This window comes from Streptomyces sp. NPDC041796 (assembly GCF_055590785.1).
The window spans coordinates 1-17,310 of record NZ_JBVJAH010000004.1; the positions used below are offsets into that span (position 1 = coordinate 1).

Annotated in this window: 8 protein-coding genes; 4 read left to right on the plus strand and 4 right to left on the minus strand. The window is 73.2% G+C overall.

Annotation, left to right across the window (positions count from 1 at the left end; all coding sequences use genetic code 11):
- The 4 genes from ACZ6C1_RS08655 to ACZ6C1_RS08670 form a co-directional block, all read right to left on the minus strand.
- Positions 1–980, minus strand: a 980-nt coding sequence (locus tag ACZ6C1_RS08655; protein ID WP_469239113.1) for a beta-ketoacyl synthase N-terminal-like domain-containing protein, incomplete at its 3' end; no start/stop codon positions are given.
- 93 nt (positions 981–1,073) lie between these two features.
- Positions 1,074–10,697 carry a type I polyketide synthase gene (locus tag ACZ6C1_RS08660; RefSeq protein WP_469239116.1) on the minus strand — a complete coding sequence of 3,208 codons (9,624 nt, stop codon included), beginning with the start codon at positions 10,695–10,697 and terminating at the stop codon, positions 1,074–1,076.
- A gap of 545 nt (positions 10,698–11,242) precedes the next feature.
- Positions 11,243–11,662 carry a hypothetical protein gene (locus ACZ6C1_RS08665; RefSeq protein WP_469239118.1) on the minus strand — a complete coding sequence of 140 codons (420 nt, stop codon included), beginning with the start codon at positions 11,660–11,662 and terminating at the stop codon, positions 11,243–11,245.
- Positions 11,663–11,790: 128 nt separating this feature from the next.
- A complete protein-coding gene (locus ACZ6C1_RS08670; protein ID WP_469239119.1) occupies positions 11,791–12,492 on the minus strand; it encodes a TetR/AcrR family transcriptional regulator in 702 nt (233 codons plus the stop codon).
- Positions 12,493–12,600: 108 nt separating this feature from the next.
- Here ACZ6C1_RS08670 and ACZ6C1_RS08675 point away from each other — a divergent pair, with 108 nt between their 5' ends.
- The 4 genes from ACZ6C1_RS08675 to ACZ6C1_RS08690 all read left to right on the plus strand — a co-directional run bounded on the left by ACZ6C1_RS08675 (position 12,601) and on the right by ACZ6C1_RS08690 (position 17,301).
- Entirely contained in the window at positions 12,601–13,113 is a 513-nt protein-coding gene (locus ACZ6C1_RS08675; protein ID WP_469239120.1) for a hypothetical protein, read from the plus strand.
- A gap of 259 nt (positions 13,114–13,372) precedes the next feature.
- Positions 13,373–14,176, plus strand: a complete 804-nt coding sequence (locus ACZ6C1_RS08680) for an ABC transporter ATP-binding protein (protein ID WP_469239121.1) — start codon at positions 13,373–13,375, stop codon at positions 14,174–14,176.
- A gap of 57 nt (positions 14,177–14,233) precedes the next feature.
- The gene (locus tag ACZ6C1_RS08685) at positions 14,234–15,229 is read left to right on the plus strand and encodes an ABC transporter substrate-binding protein (protein ID WP_469239122.1); all 996 of its coding nucleotides are present in this window, start codon (positions 14,234–14,236) and stop codon (positions 15,227–15,229) included.
- Positions 15,229–17,301, plus strand: coding sequence for an iron ABC transporter permease (locus ACZ6C1_RS08690; protein WP_469239124.1), 2,073 nt, complete (start codon positions 15,229–15,231; stop codon positions 17,299–17,301). Before ACZ6C1_RS08685 ends, ACZ6C1_RS08690 begins: the two co-directional genes overlap by 1 nt.
- Positions 17,302–17,310 lie beyond the last annotated feature (9 nt).

The window sequence follows — 17,310 nt, forward strand, 5'->3', positions numbered from 1 at the left end:
GCGTCGGCCAGGGCGAGGCGGATGACGCGTTCCTGGGAGGGTCCGTTGGGTGCGGTCAGCCCGTTGCTGGCACCGTCCTGGTTGACGGCCGTGCCCCGGACCACCGCCAGGACCCGGTGGCCCAGACGCCGGGCGTCGGACAGCCGCTCCACGGCCAGCACACCCACACCCTCGGCCCAGCCGGTGCCGTCGGCCGCGTCCGCGAACGACTTGCACCGCCCGTCACGCGCCAGCCCCCGCTGCCGCGAGAACTCGATGAACATGCCCGGCTGCGCCATGATCGTCACTCCGCCGGTCAGCGCCAGTGAGCACTCACCCCGGCGCAGGGCCTGCACGGCGTGGTGGAGCGCGACCAGGGAGGACGAGCACGCGGTGTCCACCGTGACCGCCGGCCCCTCAAGGCCCAGGGTGTACGAGATCCGCCCGGAGGCGACGCTCGCCAGGGTGCCGGTGAGCAGCTGGCCCTCCAGTCCCCGGGGCGCCCGGTGCAAGGAGCCGTACTCCTGCGCGATCGCGCCGATGAAGACGCCGGTGTCGCTGCCGCGCAGGGTGTCCGGCGCGATCCGCGCCGACTCCAACGCCTCCCACGACACCTCCAGCAACAACCGCTGCTGAGGATCCATCGCCAACGCCTCACGCGGCGAAATACCGAAGAACCCCGCATCGAACCCCGCCGCATCCGCGAGGAAACCCCCCTCACGCACATACGACCGCCCCACCACCTCCGGATCCGGATCGAACAACCCCTCCACATCCCAGCCACGATCCGACGGGAACTCCCCCACCCCGTCCCCACCCGCCACCACCAGATCCCACAAACCCCCCGGCGACGACACACCACCAGGGAACCGACACCCCATCCCCACGATCGCCACCGGCTCGCGCCGGCTCTCCTCCAGCTCGCGCAGCCGCTCGCCGGTCTTGTGCAGGTCTACCGTCAGTCGCTTGAGGTACGCGACAAGCTTCTCGTCGTTCGCCACGGAAACGGCCCCCCTGGGCAGTGAATGCGTGCAGACTCGGCCGCCCTCTCGGGGCGTGCCGGAAGGTGTGACAGCGCGGCCCTGCGGGCCTGCTTAGGTGAACGTCCGGTCGATGAGGGCGAGGAGTTCGTCCGCCGACGCGGAATCCACCCGTGTCGCCAGGTCGTCGGTGTCGGTGGCACCGCCTGCGCCGGTGGAGCCGCCGGTACCGGTGGGATCGGAGGGCCCGGCCGGGGTACGGGCCGCGCCCACCATCCCCAGCAGGACGTGCAGCCGGTCCGCGATCCGTCGGGCGGTGCCGTCGTCGCCGACGCCGCCCCGCAGCGCCGCCTCCAGGTGGTCGAGTGCGGCGAGGCCCGGGTCCGGGACGGACGGGAGGAGCTCCGTCGCCAGGTGGGCGGCCATCTCCTGGGGTGTCGGATGGTTGAAGACCACGGCGGGTGAGAGCCGCAGCCCGGTGGCCGAGTTGAGCCGGTTGCGCAGCTCGACCGAGGTGAGGGAGTCGAATCCCAGTTCCTTGAACGACCGGCCGGAGCGGAGCACCTCTCCGGCGGCGAGCCCCGAGACCGCGGCCACGTGGGCGCACACCAGATCCAGCAGCGCCCGCTCACGTTCGCCGATGGTGAGCTCCGCCAGGCGTTCCGCGAGGGAAGGCCCTCCGGTGACCGGGGCCGAGGACGCCGCGGTCGCCCCGGACGCGGTGGTCGCCGCCGTGCGCGGGCCCGCCGCCGGGACCAGTCCGCTCAGGACCCGTGGCAGCCCGGGGCCCAGGGAGCGCAGTACCGCGCGGTCCAGCGGTGTCGGCACCAGCACGGCCTCCTCCGCCCGGAGGGCACGGTCGAACAGGGCCAGACCGTCCTCAGGGGCCAGGGGCAGCAGACCGGTCCGGGCCATCCTGGCCCGGTCGGTGCCGGTGAGCGTGCCGGCCATCCCCTCCTCGTCGGCCCACAGCCCCCAGGCCAGGGCGACCGCCGGGAGCCCGGCGGACCGCCGCCGCTGGGCGAGGGCCTCCAGGTAGGCGTTGGCCGCGGCGTAGTTGCCCTGTCCGGCACCGCCGACCACGCTCATGACCGAGGAGAACAGGACGAACGCCGTGAGTTCCCGCCCGGCGGTGAGCTCGTGCAGATTGCGGGCGGCGATCGCCTTCGGCCGCAGCACGGCGTCCAGCCGCTCGGGCGTCAGCGCGGTCACCACGCCGTCGTCGAGCACTCCGGCGGCGTGCACGACCGCGGTGAGGCGGTCCACCCCGTCCAGCAGCTTCGCGAGCTCCTCGCGGTCGGCGACGTCGCAGGCGGCCACCGTGACGGTCGCGCCGAGTGCGGTCAGCTCCTCGGCCAGTCCGGCCGCGCCGGGCGCGTCACCGCCGCGCCTGCTGACCAGCAGCAGTTGACGGGCGCCGTGGGCGGTGACGAGGTGCCGGGCCAGTCGCCGCCCGATGCCTCCCGTACCGCCGGTGATCAGCACCGTGCCGGAGGGGTCGATGGCGGGCGGTACGGTCAGCACCACCTTGCCCACGTGCCGGGCCTGGCTGACGTACCGGAAGGCCTCGCCGGCCCGGCGTACGTCCCAGGTGGTCACCGGCAGCGGGCGGAGCTCTCCCCCGGTCAGCAGTCCGAGCACCTCGGTGAGCATCGTGCCGATGCGCTCCGGCTCCACCTCCAGGAGGTCGAAGAACCGGTAGTCCACGCCCCGGTGTTCGGCGGCGACCCGGGCCGGGTCGCGCAGGTCCGTCTTGCCCATCTCGATGAAGCGGCCGCCGCGGGTCAGCAGCCGCAGTGAGGCGTCGACGAACTCGCCGGCGAGGGAGTCGAGCACCACGTCCACGCCCCTGCCGCCGGTGGCGGTGCGGAACGCGGACTCGAAGTCCAGGGTCCGCGAGGAGGCCAGCCCGCGCTCGTCGAGACCGAGCGCGCGCAGCGCCTCCCACTTGCCCGGCGAGGCCGTGCCGTACACCTCGGCGCCCAGGGCCCGGGCGAGTTGTACGGCGGCCATGCCCACCCCGCCGGCGGCGGAGTGGATGAGCACCGATTCCCCGGGCCGGACCCGGGCCAGGTCGACCAGGCCGTGGTAGGCGGTCAGGAAGACCAGCGGGACGGAGGCCGCTTCCGCGTACGTCCAGTCGTCCGGTATCACCGCGACATGCCGGTGATCGGCGACGGCCACCGGGCCGAAGGCCCCGGCGAACAGGCCCGTCACCCGGTCGCCGATCGCCAGGTGCGATACTCCGGGCCCGACCTCGGTGACCACCCCGGCGCCTTCCAGGCCGAGGGGGCCCGCTTCGCCGGGGTACAGCCCGAGGGTGTTCAGTACGTCACGGAAGTTGACGCCGGCGGCCCGTACGGAGATCCGTACCCGGCCCTCCGCGAGGGGCGCGAGTGCTTCCTCGTGCGGCACGAGGGTCAGGTTGTCGAGGGTGCCCTTCTCGGTGAACGCGAGCCGCCAGGCCGGGCTTCCGGCCGGGGGGACGAGCTCTCCGGCCGCGGTGGCCGGGACGAGCCGGGGCGTCAGCGGCACGCCGTCGCGCACGGCGAGCTGCGGCTCGGCCGCCGGCAGCGTCAGCACTCCGGCGCAGTCGGCCGGTGACTCGACGTCGAGCAGCGCGACACGGTCCGGGTGCTCGGTCTGCGCCGAGCGGGCCAGGCCCCAGAGGGCGGCGTCCGCGGGGTCGGAGACGTCGGCTCCGGCGGTGGTGGCGACCGCGCCCCGGGTGACCAGGACGAGCCGGGAGCCGGCCAGCCGCTCGTCGGCGAGGAACGCGCGCAGCAGGTCGAGGCCTTCGTGAACGGCCGATTGCCGTGCCCACATGGGGACGAACACCAGGTCGGGGGCCGGTTCGCCCGCCTCCACCGCTTCGGCCAGGGCCGCGAGGCCCGGGTAGGCGCGGCCGGTGCCGAGAGCGCCGTGGGTGCCTGGAGCGGCGTCGGTGCCGAGAGCGCCGTCGGTGCCGAGAGCGCCGTCGGTACCGAGAGCGCCGTCGGTACCGAGAGCGCCGTGGGTGCCTGGAGCCCCGTCGGTGCCGCTGAGTTCGGCGAGCCGCAGCGGTCCGCCGGCCTCGACGGTCCGCGCCGGGACCCAGTCCAGTCGGTACATCGACTCGTCGACGCGTGCCGCGCCGCCGGTGGTGGCCGTGGCCGGACGCAGGGCCAGCTCGCCCACCTCGGCGACGGGGGCGCCCCGTTCGTCGGCGAGGGTCAGCGACACGGCGCCCGTGCCGCGCGGGGACACGGTCAGGCGCACCGCCCGGGCGCCCTGCTGCCACACCGACACCTCGTTCCAGGAGAACGGCAGGACCGGCCGGCCGGTCGTGGCCAGCGCGTCGGCCACGACCGGGTGGAGCGCCGCGTCGAGCAGGGCGGGGTGCACCCCGTACGCGGCGGCGTCGTCGGCGGTCCCGGGCAGCGAGAGCTCCGCGAACAGCTCGGCGCCGCGTCGCCAGAGGGCCGTCAGGCCCTGGAAGGCCGGGCCGTACCGGTAGCCCTCACCGGCCAGGCGCGGGTACCAGCCGTCCAGCGGGACCGGCTCCGCGCCGGGCGGCGGCCACGCGCCGGGAGCGTGGGCGGCCGGGGCGGTCCGCTCCCGGAGCGTGCCCTTGGCGTGCCGCGTCCAGGGCCGGTCACCGCCGTCGGGACGGGCGTGCACGGTCAGCGCCCGGCGGCCGTCGTCACCGGGTGCGGCCACCGTCACCTGGAGCTGTACCGCGCCGTGTTCGGGCAGCGGCAGGGGGGCGGTGAGCGTCAGTTCCTCGACGGCCGGGCAGCCGGTCCGCTCTCCGGCGCAGCGGGCGAGTTCGACGAACGCCGTGCCGGGGAGCAGGACCCCGTCGAGTACGTCGTGGTCGGCGAGCCAGCCGGGGGACGTTCGCGAGACCCGCCCGGTGAGGACCACCTCGGAGGACCCGGCCAGGTCGACGGCCGCCCCGAGCAGCGGATGCCCGGGGTCGCCGAGCCCGAGGCGGGACACCTCGCCGCCGGCGGGGGCGCCTGACAGCCAGAGCCGCCTGCGCCGGAACGGGTACGTCGGCAGCTCGACCGGACGGCCGCCGGGGAAGACGGCGGTCCAGTCCAGGGCCGCGCCGCGTACGTGTGCCCCGGCCAGCGCCGCCGCCAGGGTGCGTTCCTCGGGCCGGCCGCGCCTGAGCACCGGCAGGAACGCCACGGCGTCGTCGTCGAGGCATTCCTGGCCGAGTGCGGACAGGACGCCGTCGGGGCCGAGCTCGACGAAGGTCCGTACGCCCCGCGCGTGCAGGGTGTCGAGGCCGTCGGCGAGCCGGACCGCCCGCCGGACCTGCAGGGCCCAGTACTCCGGGGTGGGTTCGACCGGCCGGCCGGTCACCGTGGACACCATGGTGATCCGGGGCGCGGTGTGCTTCAGGTCCGCGGCGATGTCCGCGAACCGGTCGAGCATGGCGTCCATCCGGTGCGAGTGGAAGGCGTGGCTGACGGTCAGCCGCCGGACCTTGCGGCCCGTGCGGGCGAACCGGTCCGCGACACCGGCCACGGCCTCGGTGTCGCCGGAGATCACGACGGCGGCCGGGCCGTTGACGGCCGCGAGGCTCACCTCGTGCTCACGGCCCGCCAGCAGGGGGGCCACCTCGGCCTCGGAGGCCTGGATGGCGGTCATCGCGCCGCCTTCGGGCAGGGCCTGCATGAGTGCGGCCCGTGCCGCGACAAGCCGGCAGGCGTCGGGCAGGTCCAGCACGCCCGCGACGTGCGCGGCGGCCAGCTCGCCGATCGAGTGCCCGAGCACATGGCCGGGTGTGAGGCCGCGGTGCTCCAGGAGGCGGAAGGCGGCGACTTCGAGCGCGAACAGGGCGCTCTGGGTGTGGAGGGTCCGGTTCAGCGCTTCGGCGTCGCCGAACATCACCTCCCGCACCGAGCGGTCCAGGTGCGTGTCGAGGACGTCCGTGACGGCGTCCATCGCCGCCGCGAAGACGGGCTCCGTCTCGTACAGCTCCCGTCCCATGCCGAGGCGTTGACTGCCCTGGCCGGTGAACAGGAAGGCCAGTCCGTCCTTGGGCCGGATCCGGCCGACGACCAGCGCCGGGTCCGACTCCCCACGGGCCAGCGCGGTCAGCGCCCGGACGGCTTCCTGGCGGTCCGCGCCCAGCACGACCGCGCGGTGGTCCAGGGCTGCCCGGGTGGTGGCGAGCGAGAAGCCGAGGTCCCGGGTGCGGGCGCCGGTGGTGCCGGACCGGGGCTGCCCGTCGCCGAGGGTCTCGAGCAGCGCCGCCGCCTGGGCCCGCAGCGCCGGTTCGGTCCGGCCCGACAGCGTCCAGAACGGTGCGTCCTGCTCGTCCCCCCGCTCGGCCGGGGGTGCTTCCCCGGCCGGGGGCCCGTCCTCGGGCGGGGGCGCCGGCTCGGTGGGGGGTGCTTCCTCCAGGACCACGTGGGCGTTGGTGCCGCTGATGCCGAAGGAGGAGACCGCGGCCCGCCTCGGCCGTGGGCCGCGCGGCCAGGGCCGTGCCTCGGTCAGCAGGGCCACCGCGCCGTCGGACCAGTCGACGTGCGGGGACGGTTCGGTGACGTGCAGGGTGCGGGGCAGTGCGTCGTTCCGCAGCGCCATGACCATCTTGATGACGCCGCCGACGCCGGCCGCGGCCTGCGCGTGCCCGATGTTCGACTTCAGCGAGCCGAGCCGGAGCGGTTCACCGTCCCGGTCGCGGCCGTACGTGGCCAGCAGGGCACCGGCTTCGATGGGGTCGCCCAGCACCGTGCCGGTGCCGTGCGCCTCGACCGCGTCCACCTCCTGGGGCCGGATTCCGGCGTCGGCGAGCGCCGCCCGGATGACCCCGCGTTGCGCGGCGCCGTTCGGTGCGGTCAGGCCGTTGGACGCGCCGTCGTTGTTGACGGCGCTGCCGATGAGCGTGGCGAGCACCCGGTGTCCGTTGCGCCGTGCGTCCGAGAGGCGCTCCAGCAGCAGGACGCCGACGCCCTCCGACCACGCGGTCCCGTCGGCCGTGGCGGAGAAGGGTTTGCACCGCCCGTCGCGGGCGAGGCCGCTCTGGCGGGAGAACTCCACGAACATGCCCGGTGTGGACATCACCGCCACGCCGCCGGCCAGGGCCAGTTCGCATCCGCCGGTCCGCAGCTCGCGGGCGGCGAGGTGGAGGGCGACCAGTGAGGAGGAGCACGCGGTGTCCACGGTGACGGCCGGGCCGCGCAGTCCGAGTGCGTAGGAGATCCGGCCCGAGATCACGCTGGAGGTGGTGCCGGTCAGCCCGAAGCCGGCGGCCCCGGTTCCGGCCTGGTGCAGCCGGGGGCCGTAGTCGCTGGGCATCGCGCCGGCGAACACCCCGGTCCGGCTCTCACGGAGCGCGGTGGGGGCGAGGCCGGCACGCTCGACGGCCTCCCATGACGTCTCCAGGAGCAGACGCTGCTGAGGGTCCATGGCGAGCGCTTCCCGGGGCGAGATCCCGAACAGCTCGGCGTCGAAGTCGCCGGCGCCCGCGAGGAAGCCGCCGTGGCGGACGTACGAACTGCCCGGCCGTTCCCCGGCCGGGTCGTACAGCGCGTCGAGGTCCCAGCCGCGGTCGGCGGGGAAGGGCGAGATCGCGTCCCGTCCCTGGCTGACCAGTTCCCACAGGCCTTCGGGCGAGGACACCCCGCCCGGGAACCGGCACGCCATACCGATGATCGCGATCGGTTCGTCGTGCTGTCCGGTCACGGTGGTGACCGCGGGCGCGGGCTCCGGGGTGACGAGTGCCTCGGCCAGGCGCGCCGGGCTGGGGTGCTCGTACACGGCGGCGGTCGGCAGGCGCAGCCCGGTCGCCGCGACCAGCCGGTTGCGCAGCTCCACGGACATCAGCGAGTCGAACCCCAGGTCCTTGAAGGACAGGTGGGGTGTGACCTCGGTGGGTGAGTCGCTGCCGAGGACGACGGCGGTGTGGGCGAGGACGAGCTCCAGCGCGGCCGCCCCGGTCGGAGTCCCGGCCGGCGCGTCCGACGGTACGTCCGGCACGGTGCGGTGCCCGGCCTGGTGGTCCGGTTCCCGGCCGGTGTCCGTCCGCGCGGCCGGGGAGGCCGTGGCGCGGCGCTGTCCGTCGATCCAGTGCCGTCGCCGCTGGAAGGCGTACGTGGGGAGGTCGGCGCGGTCCCGGCCGGAGGGCAGTACCGCCGCCCAGTCCACGTCGGCGCCGTGGCAGAAGGCCTCGCCGACGGCGAGCAGGAAGCGCGCCGGGCCTCCTTCGTCGCGGCGGAGGGTGCCCAGGGCGGCCGCGTTGGGCACGCCCGCGGCCTCCGCGGTCTGCTGCACCCCGAAGGCCAGCACCGGGTGCGGGCTGATCTCGATGAACAGTTCGTGCCCCTGGGCGAGCAGGGCCGAGACGGCGGGGTCGAACTGGACGGGTTCCCTCAGGTTGCGGAACCAGTAGTGGGCGTCCAGCTCCTCGCCGGGCAGTGCGCCCGCGGTCACCGTGGAGTGGAAGGGCACATGGCCGGTGCGGGGTGCGATGCCGTCCAGGGCGGAGACGAGTTCGTCGCGGACCACGTCCACGTGTGCGCTGTGCGAGGCGTAGTCGATGGGGACGCGGCGGGTCCGGACGCCGTCGCCGTACTCGGCCACCAGGGCGTCGAGGGCTTCCGGGTCCCCCGCCACCACGGTCGTCGCGGGCGAGTTGACGGCGGCGACGCTCAGCCCCGGCCGTCGGGCGATGTCCTGCCGGACGCGCTCCACGGGCAGGGCGACGGCGAGCAGACCTCCCCGGCCGGCGAGCCGGCGCATGATCCGGCCGCGTACGGCGATCAGGCGGGCGGCGTCGGCCAGGGTCAGCGCGCCGCTCACGGTGGCCGCGGCGATCTCGCCCTGCGAGTGCCCGACGACGGCGGCCGGTTCGACGCCCACGGAGCGCCACAGGCCGGCGAGGGCGACCATCACGGCCCACAGCGCGGGCTGCACGATATCGTCGCTGTCCAGGCACGGGGCGGAGGGGTGGCGCCGCAGCACGTCGGCCACGGACCAGTCCAGGTGCGGTCGCAGTTCGCGGTCGCAGTCGTCGATCCACCGGGCGAAGACGGGTGAGGAGTCCAGGAGTTCAGCGGCCATGCCCGCCCACTGGGAGCCCTGGCCGGGGAAGACGAACACGGCCGGGCGCGCGTGCCCGGTGTGCGTGCCGGTGACGATGCCGGGGGCGGTGCCGCCGTCGGCGACGGCGGCCAGGGCGGTGGACAGCCCGGCCGGGTCGTCGCCCACCAGGACCGCCCGCTGGGCGAAGGCGGTCCGGTCGTGGGCCAGCGCCCGGGCCACCGCGGTGACGCCGGACTCCGGGTGGGTGGCGAGGTGTTCGCGCAGCCGGGACGCCTGGGCGCGGAGGGCCGTTTCGTCACGGCCGGAGAGGAGCCAGGGAACGGGGACGGAAGGGGTGTCCGTTTCCTCTGGGGCGGTGTCGGACTCGGTTTCGGCGGTGTGGGGCTCGGCCCACTCGGAGAGAATCAGGTGGCAATTGGTGCCTCCCATGCCCAGGGAGGTCACTCCGGCGATCAGGGGTTGATCGGGCCGGGGCCAGGGGCCGGAACCGGTGCGGATCTCCAGGCCTGATTCGTCCAGTCGTATGGATGGGTTCGGCGTAGCGAAATTAAGGCTCGGCACCAGTTCACGCTTACTGATGCACAGAATGGTTTTGATCAGTCCGGCGATGCCGGCCGCGCCTTCCAAATGGCCGATGTTGGTTTTTACCGAGCCGATGAGGAGGGGGCTTTTCGCTGTCCGGGATTCGCCGTACACCGTGCCGAGCGCGTGGGCCTCGACGGGGTCGCCGACTTTGGTGCCCGTGCCGTGCGCCTCCACGTATTGCACGTCGTCCGGGGTGATGCCGGTCCGGCGTAACGCCTCGCGCAGTACGCGCTGGTGGGCTTCGCCGTTCGGGGTGGGGAGCGTGACGCCGGCGCCGTCATTGTTGACGGCGCCGCCCCGGACGACGCAGAGAATGCGGTCGCCGTCGGCGATGGCGTCGGACAGGAGTTTCAGTACCACCACACCGCCGCCTTCGCCCCGGACATAGCCGTTGGCCCGGGCGTCGAAGGCGTAACACCGGCCGTCGGGAGAAAGGCTTCCGAATGCCGTCAGGGCGTCCGTGCCGGCCGGGTCCAGGTTCAGGTTCACGCCGCCGGCCAGGGCCAGCGTGGACTCCCCGCGGCGCAGGCTCTCGACGGCCAGATGCACCGCGACCAGGGCGGACGACTGTGCGGAGTCGACCACCATGCTGGGGCCGGACAGGCCGAGGGCGTAGGAGATCCGGTTGGCGATGATGCCGCGGTGCAGCCCGGTGACCGTATGCCCGCTCAGGGCGCCGGGACCGAGTCCGCGCACGAGCGCCGCGTAGTCGTCGGCGATGGCGCCGACGAATACGCCGGTGCGGCTGCCCCGGACGCGGGACGGCACAATGGCCGACTTCTCCAGCGCCTCCCAGGCGAGTTCCAGCATGAGCCGCTGTTGCGGGTCCATGGCGGCCGCCTCGCGGGGTGAAATGCCGAAGAACGCGGCATCGAATTCCGCGACGCGCTCGAGGAACCCACCGGGTAAAGGATCACCGTTCGACCGTTGCGCGTGTTCCGCACGATCGGGCGGCGGCGCCCCGACGGCGGACTCACCACGCCGTATCAACTCCCAGAACTCCTCCGGGGTGCCGCCCCCGGGGAAACGACAGGAAAGACCGATGACGGCGATTGTCTGCGCGGGATCAGCCTTTTTCAGGCATGGCTCCGCCACAACAGGACTGATCATATGTCGAGTGCTCCCCCGTGGAGATCGAACAGTCAATCTCAGTAAGTGGCCCGACCGTAACACGCAAGAGTGACGTACTCAAAGGTAAACTACCCTGAGTGACACGGCATTTCATGGTGACTTAGGGCGAGTTACACGTGGCAGCGAATATGACGCATATGCGGGACGACCAATTCCGCTCAACGGCGGAACACCTTGGGCCCCGGTCATTGAAAAATGGATGACCCGGGTCGCCGAAAACCCCGACCCCCGGAAACGCGCTGGCCGGCCCAGCCGGACGACCGGGGCGGACGGCGACGGGCCCGCCGGAACGATTGCTTCAACGCCGGGCCCTCGGCCGGGGGTTACGGGGCCCGGGTCCGGTCATGCCCATGCCTCCCGGACTTGTCAAGCTGTGCGCAAAGCCGGACACAAGACTGACATAATCGTCACGTTGCGTAGCCGTCGATGTGCGAGCAGGGTCAAACCCGCCTCTGTACAGGGCAAAGTTGCCGCAAAGCAGACGGCCGCACGGCGACCCGCGGCGGTGACCGCGGTCACCGCCGTCACCGAGAACGGACGACGTACTCGTCCACCAGCGCCTGCAGTTCGTCGGACGAGAGGTCCAGGTCGGCCACGGCCCGGGTCATGAGGAGGATCTGTATCTGCACCACCGACTCGGCGGCCGGACCCTCCGGCCGCCGGCCCCGCAGCGCCGCCTCCACCACCGCCTCCGCCTCCGCGGGGTCGATGTCGTCCGCCCCGTCACCGAGGCCGCCGAGCGCCTGTGTCACGAAGTCGGCGATCCGCGCCGGCTCGGCGCCGTCGGGCAGCCGTCGGCCGATCACCAGCCGGAAGACCCCGTCGATCGCCCGTCCGTAACCGGCGCGGGTCGGGGACAACTCCTCCGACTGCTGGGCGAAGGTCAGGAAGTCCGACCGGAACAGCGCCCGGAGCAGGTCGATTTCAGCCTGAATAGCAGTCAACGCGGTACACCGTCCGATCCACGTGCCCAGCAGAATGAGTCGGAGACTACCCACCGGCGGCACGGGACGAGGCCGCTCCGGCAAACCCCTCCCCTTCCCCGCCCCGGAGGCTTCCCACCGCGCGGCGCTCACCCCGTCCCCGTGCCGCTCCCCTCCGCCGCCCGCCCGGTGGCCCTGGCAGCCCCGGTGGCCCTGGCAACCCCGGTAGCCCTGGCAACCCCGGGAGGCAGCCCGAGCAGACCCCGGACGGCCCGCTCGGCGATGTCGACGTCGTAGGGAGCGCGTCCGGCGAGCTGGATCCCGACCGCCTCGACGATGCCGAGGTACGCCGACGCCATCTCCGCGGGCGGTGGCCCGGGCGGGATCGCACCCCCGGCGCGTCCGGCTGCGATCAGACGGGTGCAGTCGGCTTCGAGCCGGTCGACGATCTCCGCGATCGCCCGGCCGACCGGATGGTCCTGGCCGGTGAACTCGACCCTCAGGGTCATCAGGACGTCCGCCACATCGCGGCGGCAGTAGACGGCGTGTCCGCGCGCCAGCGCCAACAGGGCGTCCACCGGGTCGGCTTCGGCGGCGGCGAGGTGTCCCACCTCGGCGTTCCAGGTCTCCTCGACCCACTCCACGACCGCCAGCGCCAGCTCTTCCTTGTTGGCGAACAGGTGGTAGAGGGCGCCACGCGTATAGCCCGCCTCACCGGCCACCCGCTCCAGCACCAGATTGGCGTACCCGTACCGGGACAGTCCCCGCGCCGCGGCCTCCAGCAGGGCCCTTCTGGTCCGGGCGCGCCGGTCCGCCTGCGTCGGGCGGCCCCGCTCCGGTCTCCCCGCCATCCTCGCCTCCTACGTCATCATCCCCGGAACATACATACATGCGCGAATGTATGTATGTACTCTAGCGTCGTGCCGCCACGCGGACCGACCCCAACGGGAGGGCGACCCATGAATTTCGAGCCACGCGACCCGGACCAGAGGGCGGCCTCCGTGCCCGCTGTCCACCGGGAACAGCCGGTCCCCGAGCGGATGCGCGCTCTCGTCACCATGACGGACCCCGGTTACGCCGACGTCTTCACCATGACCGGCGGCGTTCGGGGGAGGTCTCCGGAGCAGTGGGCGAGGGCGCTGTTCGAGGAGGTCGCGGGCCGCTCGGGGCAGTTCGTCTGGCGGGTTCTCCTCGGCCTGCGGCTCCAGCCGTCACCGGACCGGGTGGCCGGCTGGGAAATCGCCGCCCGCGGCGGCGACTGGCTGGTGCTCGAGGCCCGTTCGTGGTTCATGACCGGGAACCTCGTCGTCCTGGCCGATGACGAGCGCGTGTCGCTCGGCACGTTCGTCCGGTACGACCGCCCTGTGGCGGCGCGCATATGGCCCCCGCTGGCGAGGAAGCACCGCCGGTTCGCCCCCGACCTGCTGCGCGACGCGCACAGCGCGCTGCGGGCTCCGGCGGCAGCTGGGTGACCACCGGGTCGCCCGCGCTCATCGGCGAGGGTGGCCCTGCTGACCACGGGTCAGAAGCCATCCGTCGGCCGGTGCCACTACCCCCTCAAGTGACCTGCGACAAAAGTGGCTTGAGTGTGCGCGAGGGGGGCGCGGGGTAGTGCACCAGATCTCGACATGGTCACAAGCCGGACGACCTCCACAGCATTTCTAAGGTGTGGCTTACCTAAGTTGTAGGGTGGCGCCGTCGGACCGGCAACGGGGAAGGAACGTGGTGTGCATGGGCGACGTCCGCCTGATGGCGAAGGACCTGGAGGTGGGGCACGGCGGTCGCCCGGTGCTCACACAGGTGGACCTGTCGCTGCGGGCAGGGGCGATCACCGTGCTCGTCGGCCCCAACGGCTGTGGAAAGTCCACCCTCTTGCGTACGGTGGCGGGCCTTCTGCCCCCGCTCGGCGGTGAGATACGCATCGACGAGGCCCCTCTCGGGTCCTTCTCCCGTCGCGTCCTGTCCCAGCGGCTGGCTTTCCTGCCGCAAACGTCGCAGGCACCGGCCGGAGTGACGGTCCGTGAGCTCGTGCGGCACGGGAGGTACGCCCACCGCGGCGCCCTCGCCCGGCACACGAGCGAGGACACGGAGGCGATCGACTGGGCACTCGACGTCACGGACGCGGCCCCCCTCGTCGAGCGGCGCCTCGACGAGCTGTCGGGCGGTGAGCGCCAACGCGCCTGGCTGGCCATGGTGTTGGCGCAGCGCGCCGGCGTCCTCCTGCTGGACGAGCCCACCACGTACCTCGACATGCGTCACCAGTTCGAGGTGCTCGACGTCGTACGGCGCCTCGCCCGGGAGCACCACATCGCCGTCGGTGTGGTGCTGCACGACCTGATGCAGGCCGCGGCCTACGCCGACGACGTCGTGGTGGTCGCCGACGGCGGGATCGCCGCCGCGGGCGCGGCCGACGAGGTCCTCACCCCGGAGGTCATCGAGCGGGCCTTCGGGCTGCGCGTGAACGTCGTACGCGATCCGGCCACCGGCTACCTCGCCTGCTTCCCCCAGCGGTCCCAGGCTCCCGCCGCGTCCTGAAACCCGAGGGCCGACGGCGGTCCGCCCGCATCACCAGCACACAAGGAGAGATTCACCATGCAGAGAATGCTGCGCGCCCTCGCGACGGGCGGTACCGCTGTGGCCCTGATACTGACCGTCGCGAGCTGCGGGTCCGGCACGGTCGGTGAGGCGACGGACGGCAAGACCGGTGGGGACAAGGCCACCAGCGGCAAGATCAGCGTCGACACCGCCCAGGGCAAGGTCAGCCTGGACAAGCCCGCGGCCAAGGTCGTGGCGCTGGAGTGGACGTACACCGAGGAACTGATCGCGCTCGGTGTCACCCCGGCGGGCAACGCCGACAACAAGGGCTACAGCACCTGGATCACCGCCAAGGGCGCGGGCCTGCCGGACAAGGTCACCGACGTGGGCGACCGCAACGAGCCGAGCCTGGAGAAGATCCGCGCCCTCCAGCCCGACCTCATCGTGATCGACAACGACCGGTCGAAGGCCAACCTGAAGCAGCTCCAGGCCATCGCGCCCGTGCTGTCGTTCACGTACACCACCAAGCCGCAGCTCGACACGATGAAGAAGAACTTCGGCGAGCTGGCGAAGGCGGTCGGCAAGGAGGACAAGGCCGCCGACGTCACCAAGCAGATCGACGCCAAGGCCGCCGACCTCAAGGGGCGGCTGGACAAGGCCGGCAAGGGCGGGCTGAAGTACGCGCTGGCGCAGGGCTTCACCGCCAACGGCACCGCCTCGATCCGCATGCTCACCGACGACGCGATCGCCCCGCAGGTGCTGAACCTGGCCGGGCTGAAGAACGGCTGGAAGGGCCAGTCCGACGCGTGGGGCATGACCACGGTCGGAGTCGAGGGCCTGACCAAGGTCGAGAAGGACGCGACCTTCCTGTACGTCGCCGCCGACAACGACAACCCGTTCACCGGTGACTTCGCGGGCAACCCGGTGTGGAAGGGCCTGGACTTCGTCAAGAACGACAAGGCCCTGCCGCTCGACCCGGGCACCTGGCTCTTCGGCGGCCCGCTGTCGGCGATGCACATCCTCGACGAGACCGGCAAGGCTCTGAAGGTCTGATGGCCCCGCAAGGACTGACGACGGCCGCACCCGCCGCCCGTCCGCTCGGCCGCCCACGAGCCGTGCTCGTGGGCGGCGGCCTGTCCCTGGTGCTGTGCCTGGTCGGCGTGGTCCACCTCGGTCTCGGCGCGTCCGGTGTGGGCATCGGCGACATCGTCGACCTGCTCCTCGGGCACGGCGACGCGCGCACCGAGGACGTGCTCCTCGGCAGCCGCCTGCCACGCACGCTGACCGGACTCGTCGTCGGCGTCGCGCTCGGTGTGTCCGGTGTGCTCGTCCAGGGCGCGACCCGCAATCCGCTGGCGGCGCCCGACACGCTGGGGGTGAACGCCGGGGCGTACTTCGCCGTCGTGCTCGTGGCCTTCACCGGGATCAGCCTCGGCCCGCTCCCGGCCGGGGGCGCGGCGTTCCTCGGCGGGCTCGTCGCGGTGGGGGTGGTGTACGTGCTGAGCCGCAGCGGGGTGATGACGCCCGGGCGGGTGCTGCTCGCCGGTGCGACCGTGGGGCTGGCGGGCACCTCGGCGGCCGAGTTCCTCCAGATGCTCGATGTGCAGGCGACCCGGGGGCTGTTCTTCTGGGGCAACGGCACCCTGATGCAGTCCGGGCTGGAACGGCCCCTGATGCTCGGTGCGGTCGTCGCCGTCGGCGCGGTGCTCGCGCCGTTCCTGGCCCGTCCGCTGGACCTGCTGGCGCTGGGGGACGAGACGGCCGAGGCCATGGGTGTCCGGGTGGAACGCGTCCGGCCGGCCGCCTTCCTCGTCGCCGTGCTGCTGTCCGCCGCTGCGGTGTCGCTCGCCGGGCCGATCGGCTTCGTCGGGCTCATCGGACCGGTCATCGTGCGTCAGTTGGGCATCCGCAAGCACGCGCTGCTCATCCCGATGGCGGCGTTGCTGGCGTCCGCGCTGGTCCTCGGCGCGGACGCGGCGGCGCAGCTGATCGTGACGCCGTCCGCCACCCAGCCCGCGGAGATCCCGGTCGGTGTGGTGACGGCGCTGATCGGCGGGCCGGTGTTCATGGCGCTGGCCCGCCGGGTGAGCACCGGCGACGCCGACACGGGGGCGGCCGTCGTGGTGTCCGACCAGCGGCGCGCCCCCACCTACGTGGTCGCGCTGGGCGGTGGTCTGGTCGCCCTGGTGGTGGCGATCGCCGTCTCGCTGCGTGTAGGGGACGTCGAGATCGGCTGGGGCCAGCTCGGAGCGGCGCTGTTCGGTTCCGCGGAGCAGATCACCGAAGCGGTGGTGGACTACCGGCTGCCGCGCGTCCTGGTGGCCGCGCTGGCCGGGGCGTGCCTGGCGGTCGCGGGGGCGGCGGTCCAGGCGGTGGTCCGCAACCCGCTGGCCGAGCCGGGGCTCGTGGGCGTGACCGGCGGGGCGTCGCTCGGCGCGATCGCGGTCATCGTCGCCGTGCCGTCGGCCCCGCTGGTGGCCCTGCCTGCGGCGGCGGGGGTCGGCGGCGTCGCGATGCTCGCCCTCGTGGTGCTGGTCGCGCGGGGGAGCGGCAAGGACGGGCGGACCGGGCTGGACCCGACACGGGTGGTGCTGGTGGGGCTGGGTGCCGCCGCCACCTCGATGGCTCTGGTCAACATCATGGTGGTCAGCGTCCAGATGAACGTCTCCTCCGCGCTGGGCTGGCTGGCGGGCAGCACGTACGCCCGTGACTTCTCGGCCCTGGGCTGGCTCGCCCTGCCCGCGCTGGTCGCGGTGGTCCTGGTGATCGCGGCGCGGCCGGTGAACCTGCTCTCCCTCGGTGACGAACTGCCGCGCGCCCTCGGGCTGGAGCTGGGCCGTGCCCGGCTGCTGGTCCTCGGCGCGGGCGCGGTGCTGGCGGCGGGTACGGCGGCGGCGGTGGGCGCGGTGGGGTTCGTCGGGCTGGTCGCTCCGCATCTGGCCCGGCGGATCGTCGGCAACGACACGGCCCGGATGGTGCCGATGGCCGCCGTTCTGGGTGCGGTGCTGGTGGTGTCCTCGGACGCTCTGGGCCGCTGGCTGCTGGCCCCGACCGAGATCCCGGTGGGCATTGTCACGGCGCTGCTCGGCGCTCCCTACCTGGTGTGGCTGCTGCGGCGGTTGTGACCGAGGTGG

Bases quoted from the DNA above. Each gene is read 5' to 3' on its own strand.
- ACZ6C1_RS08690 (WP_469239124.1), top strand. From the start codon at position 15,229: ATGGCCCCGCAAGGACTGACGACGGCCGCACCCGCCGCCCGTCCGCTC.
- ACZ6C1_RS08685 (WP_469239122.1), top strand. From the start codon at position 14,234: ATGCAGAGAATGCTGCGCGCCCTCGCGACGGGCGGTACCGCTGTGGCC.
- ACZ6C1_RS08670 (WP_469239119.1), bottom strand. From the start codon at position 12,492: ATGGCGGGGAGACCGGAGCGGGGCCGCCCGACGCAGGCGGACCGGCGC.
- ACZ6C1_RS08675 (WP_469239120.1), top strand. From the start codon at position 12,601: ATGAATTTCGAGCCACGCGACCCGGACCAGAGGGCGGCCTCCGTGCCC.
- ACZ6C1_RS08660 (WP_469239116.1), bottom strand. From the start codon at position 10,697: ATGATCAGTCCTGTTGTGGCGGAGCCATGCCTGAAAAAGGCTGATCCC.
- ACZ6C1_RS08680 (WP_469239121.1), top strand. From the start codon at position 13,373: ATGGGCGACGTCCGCCTGATGGCGAAGGACCTGGAGGTGGGGCACGGC.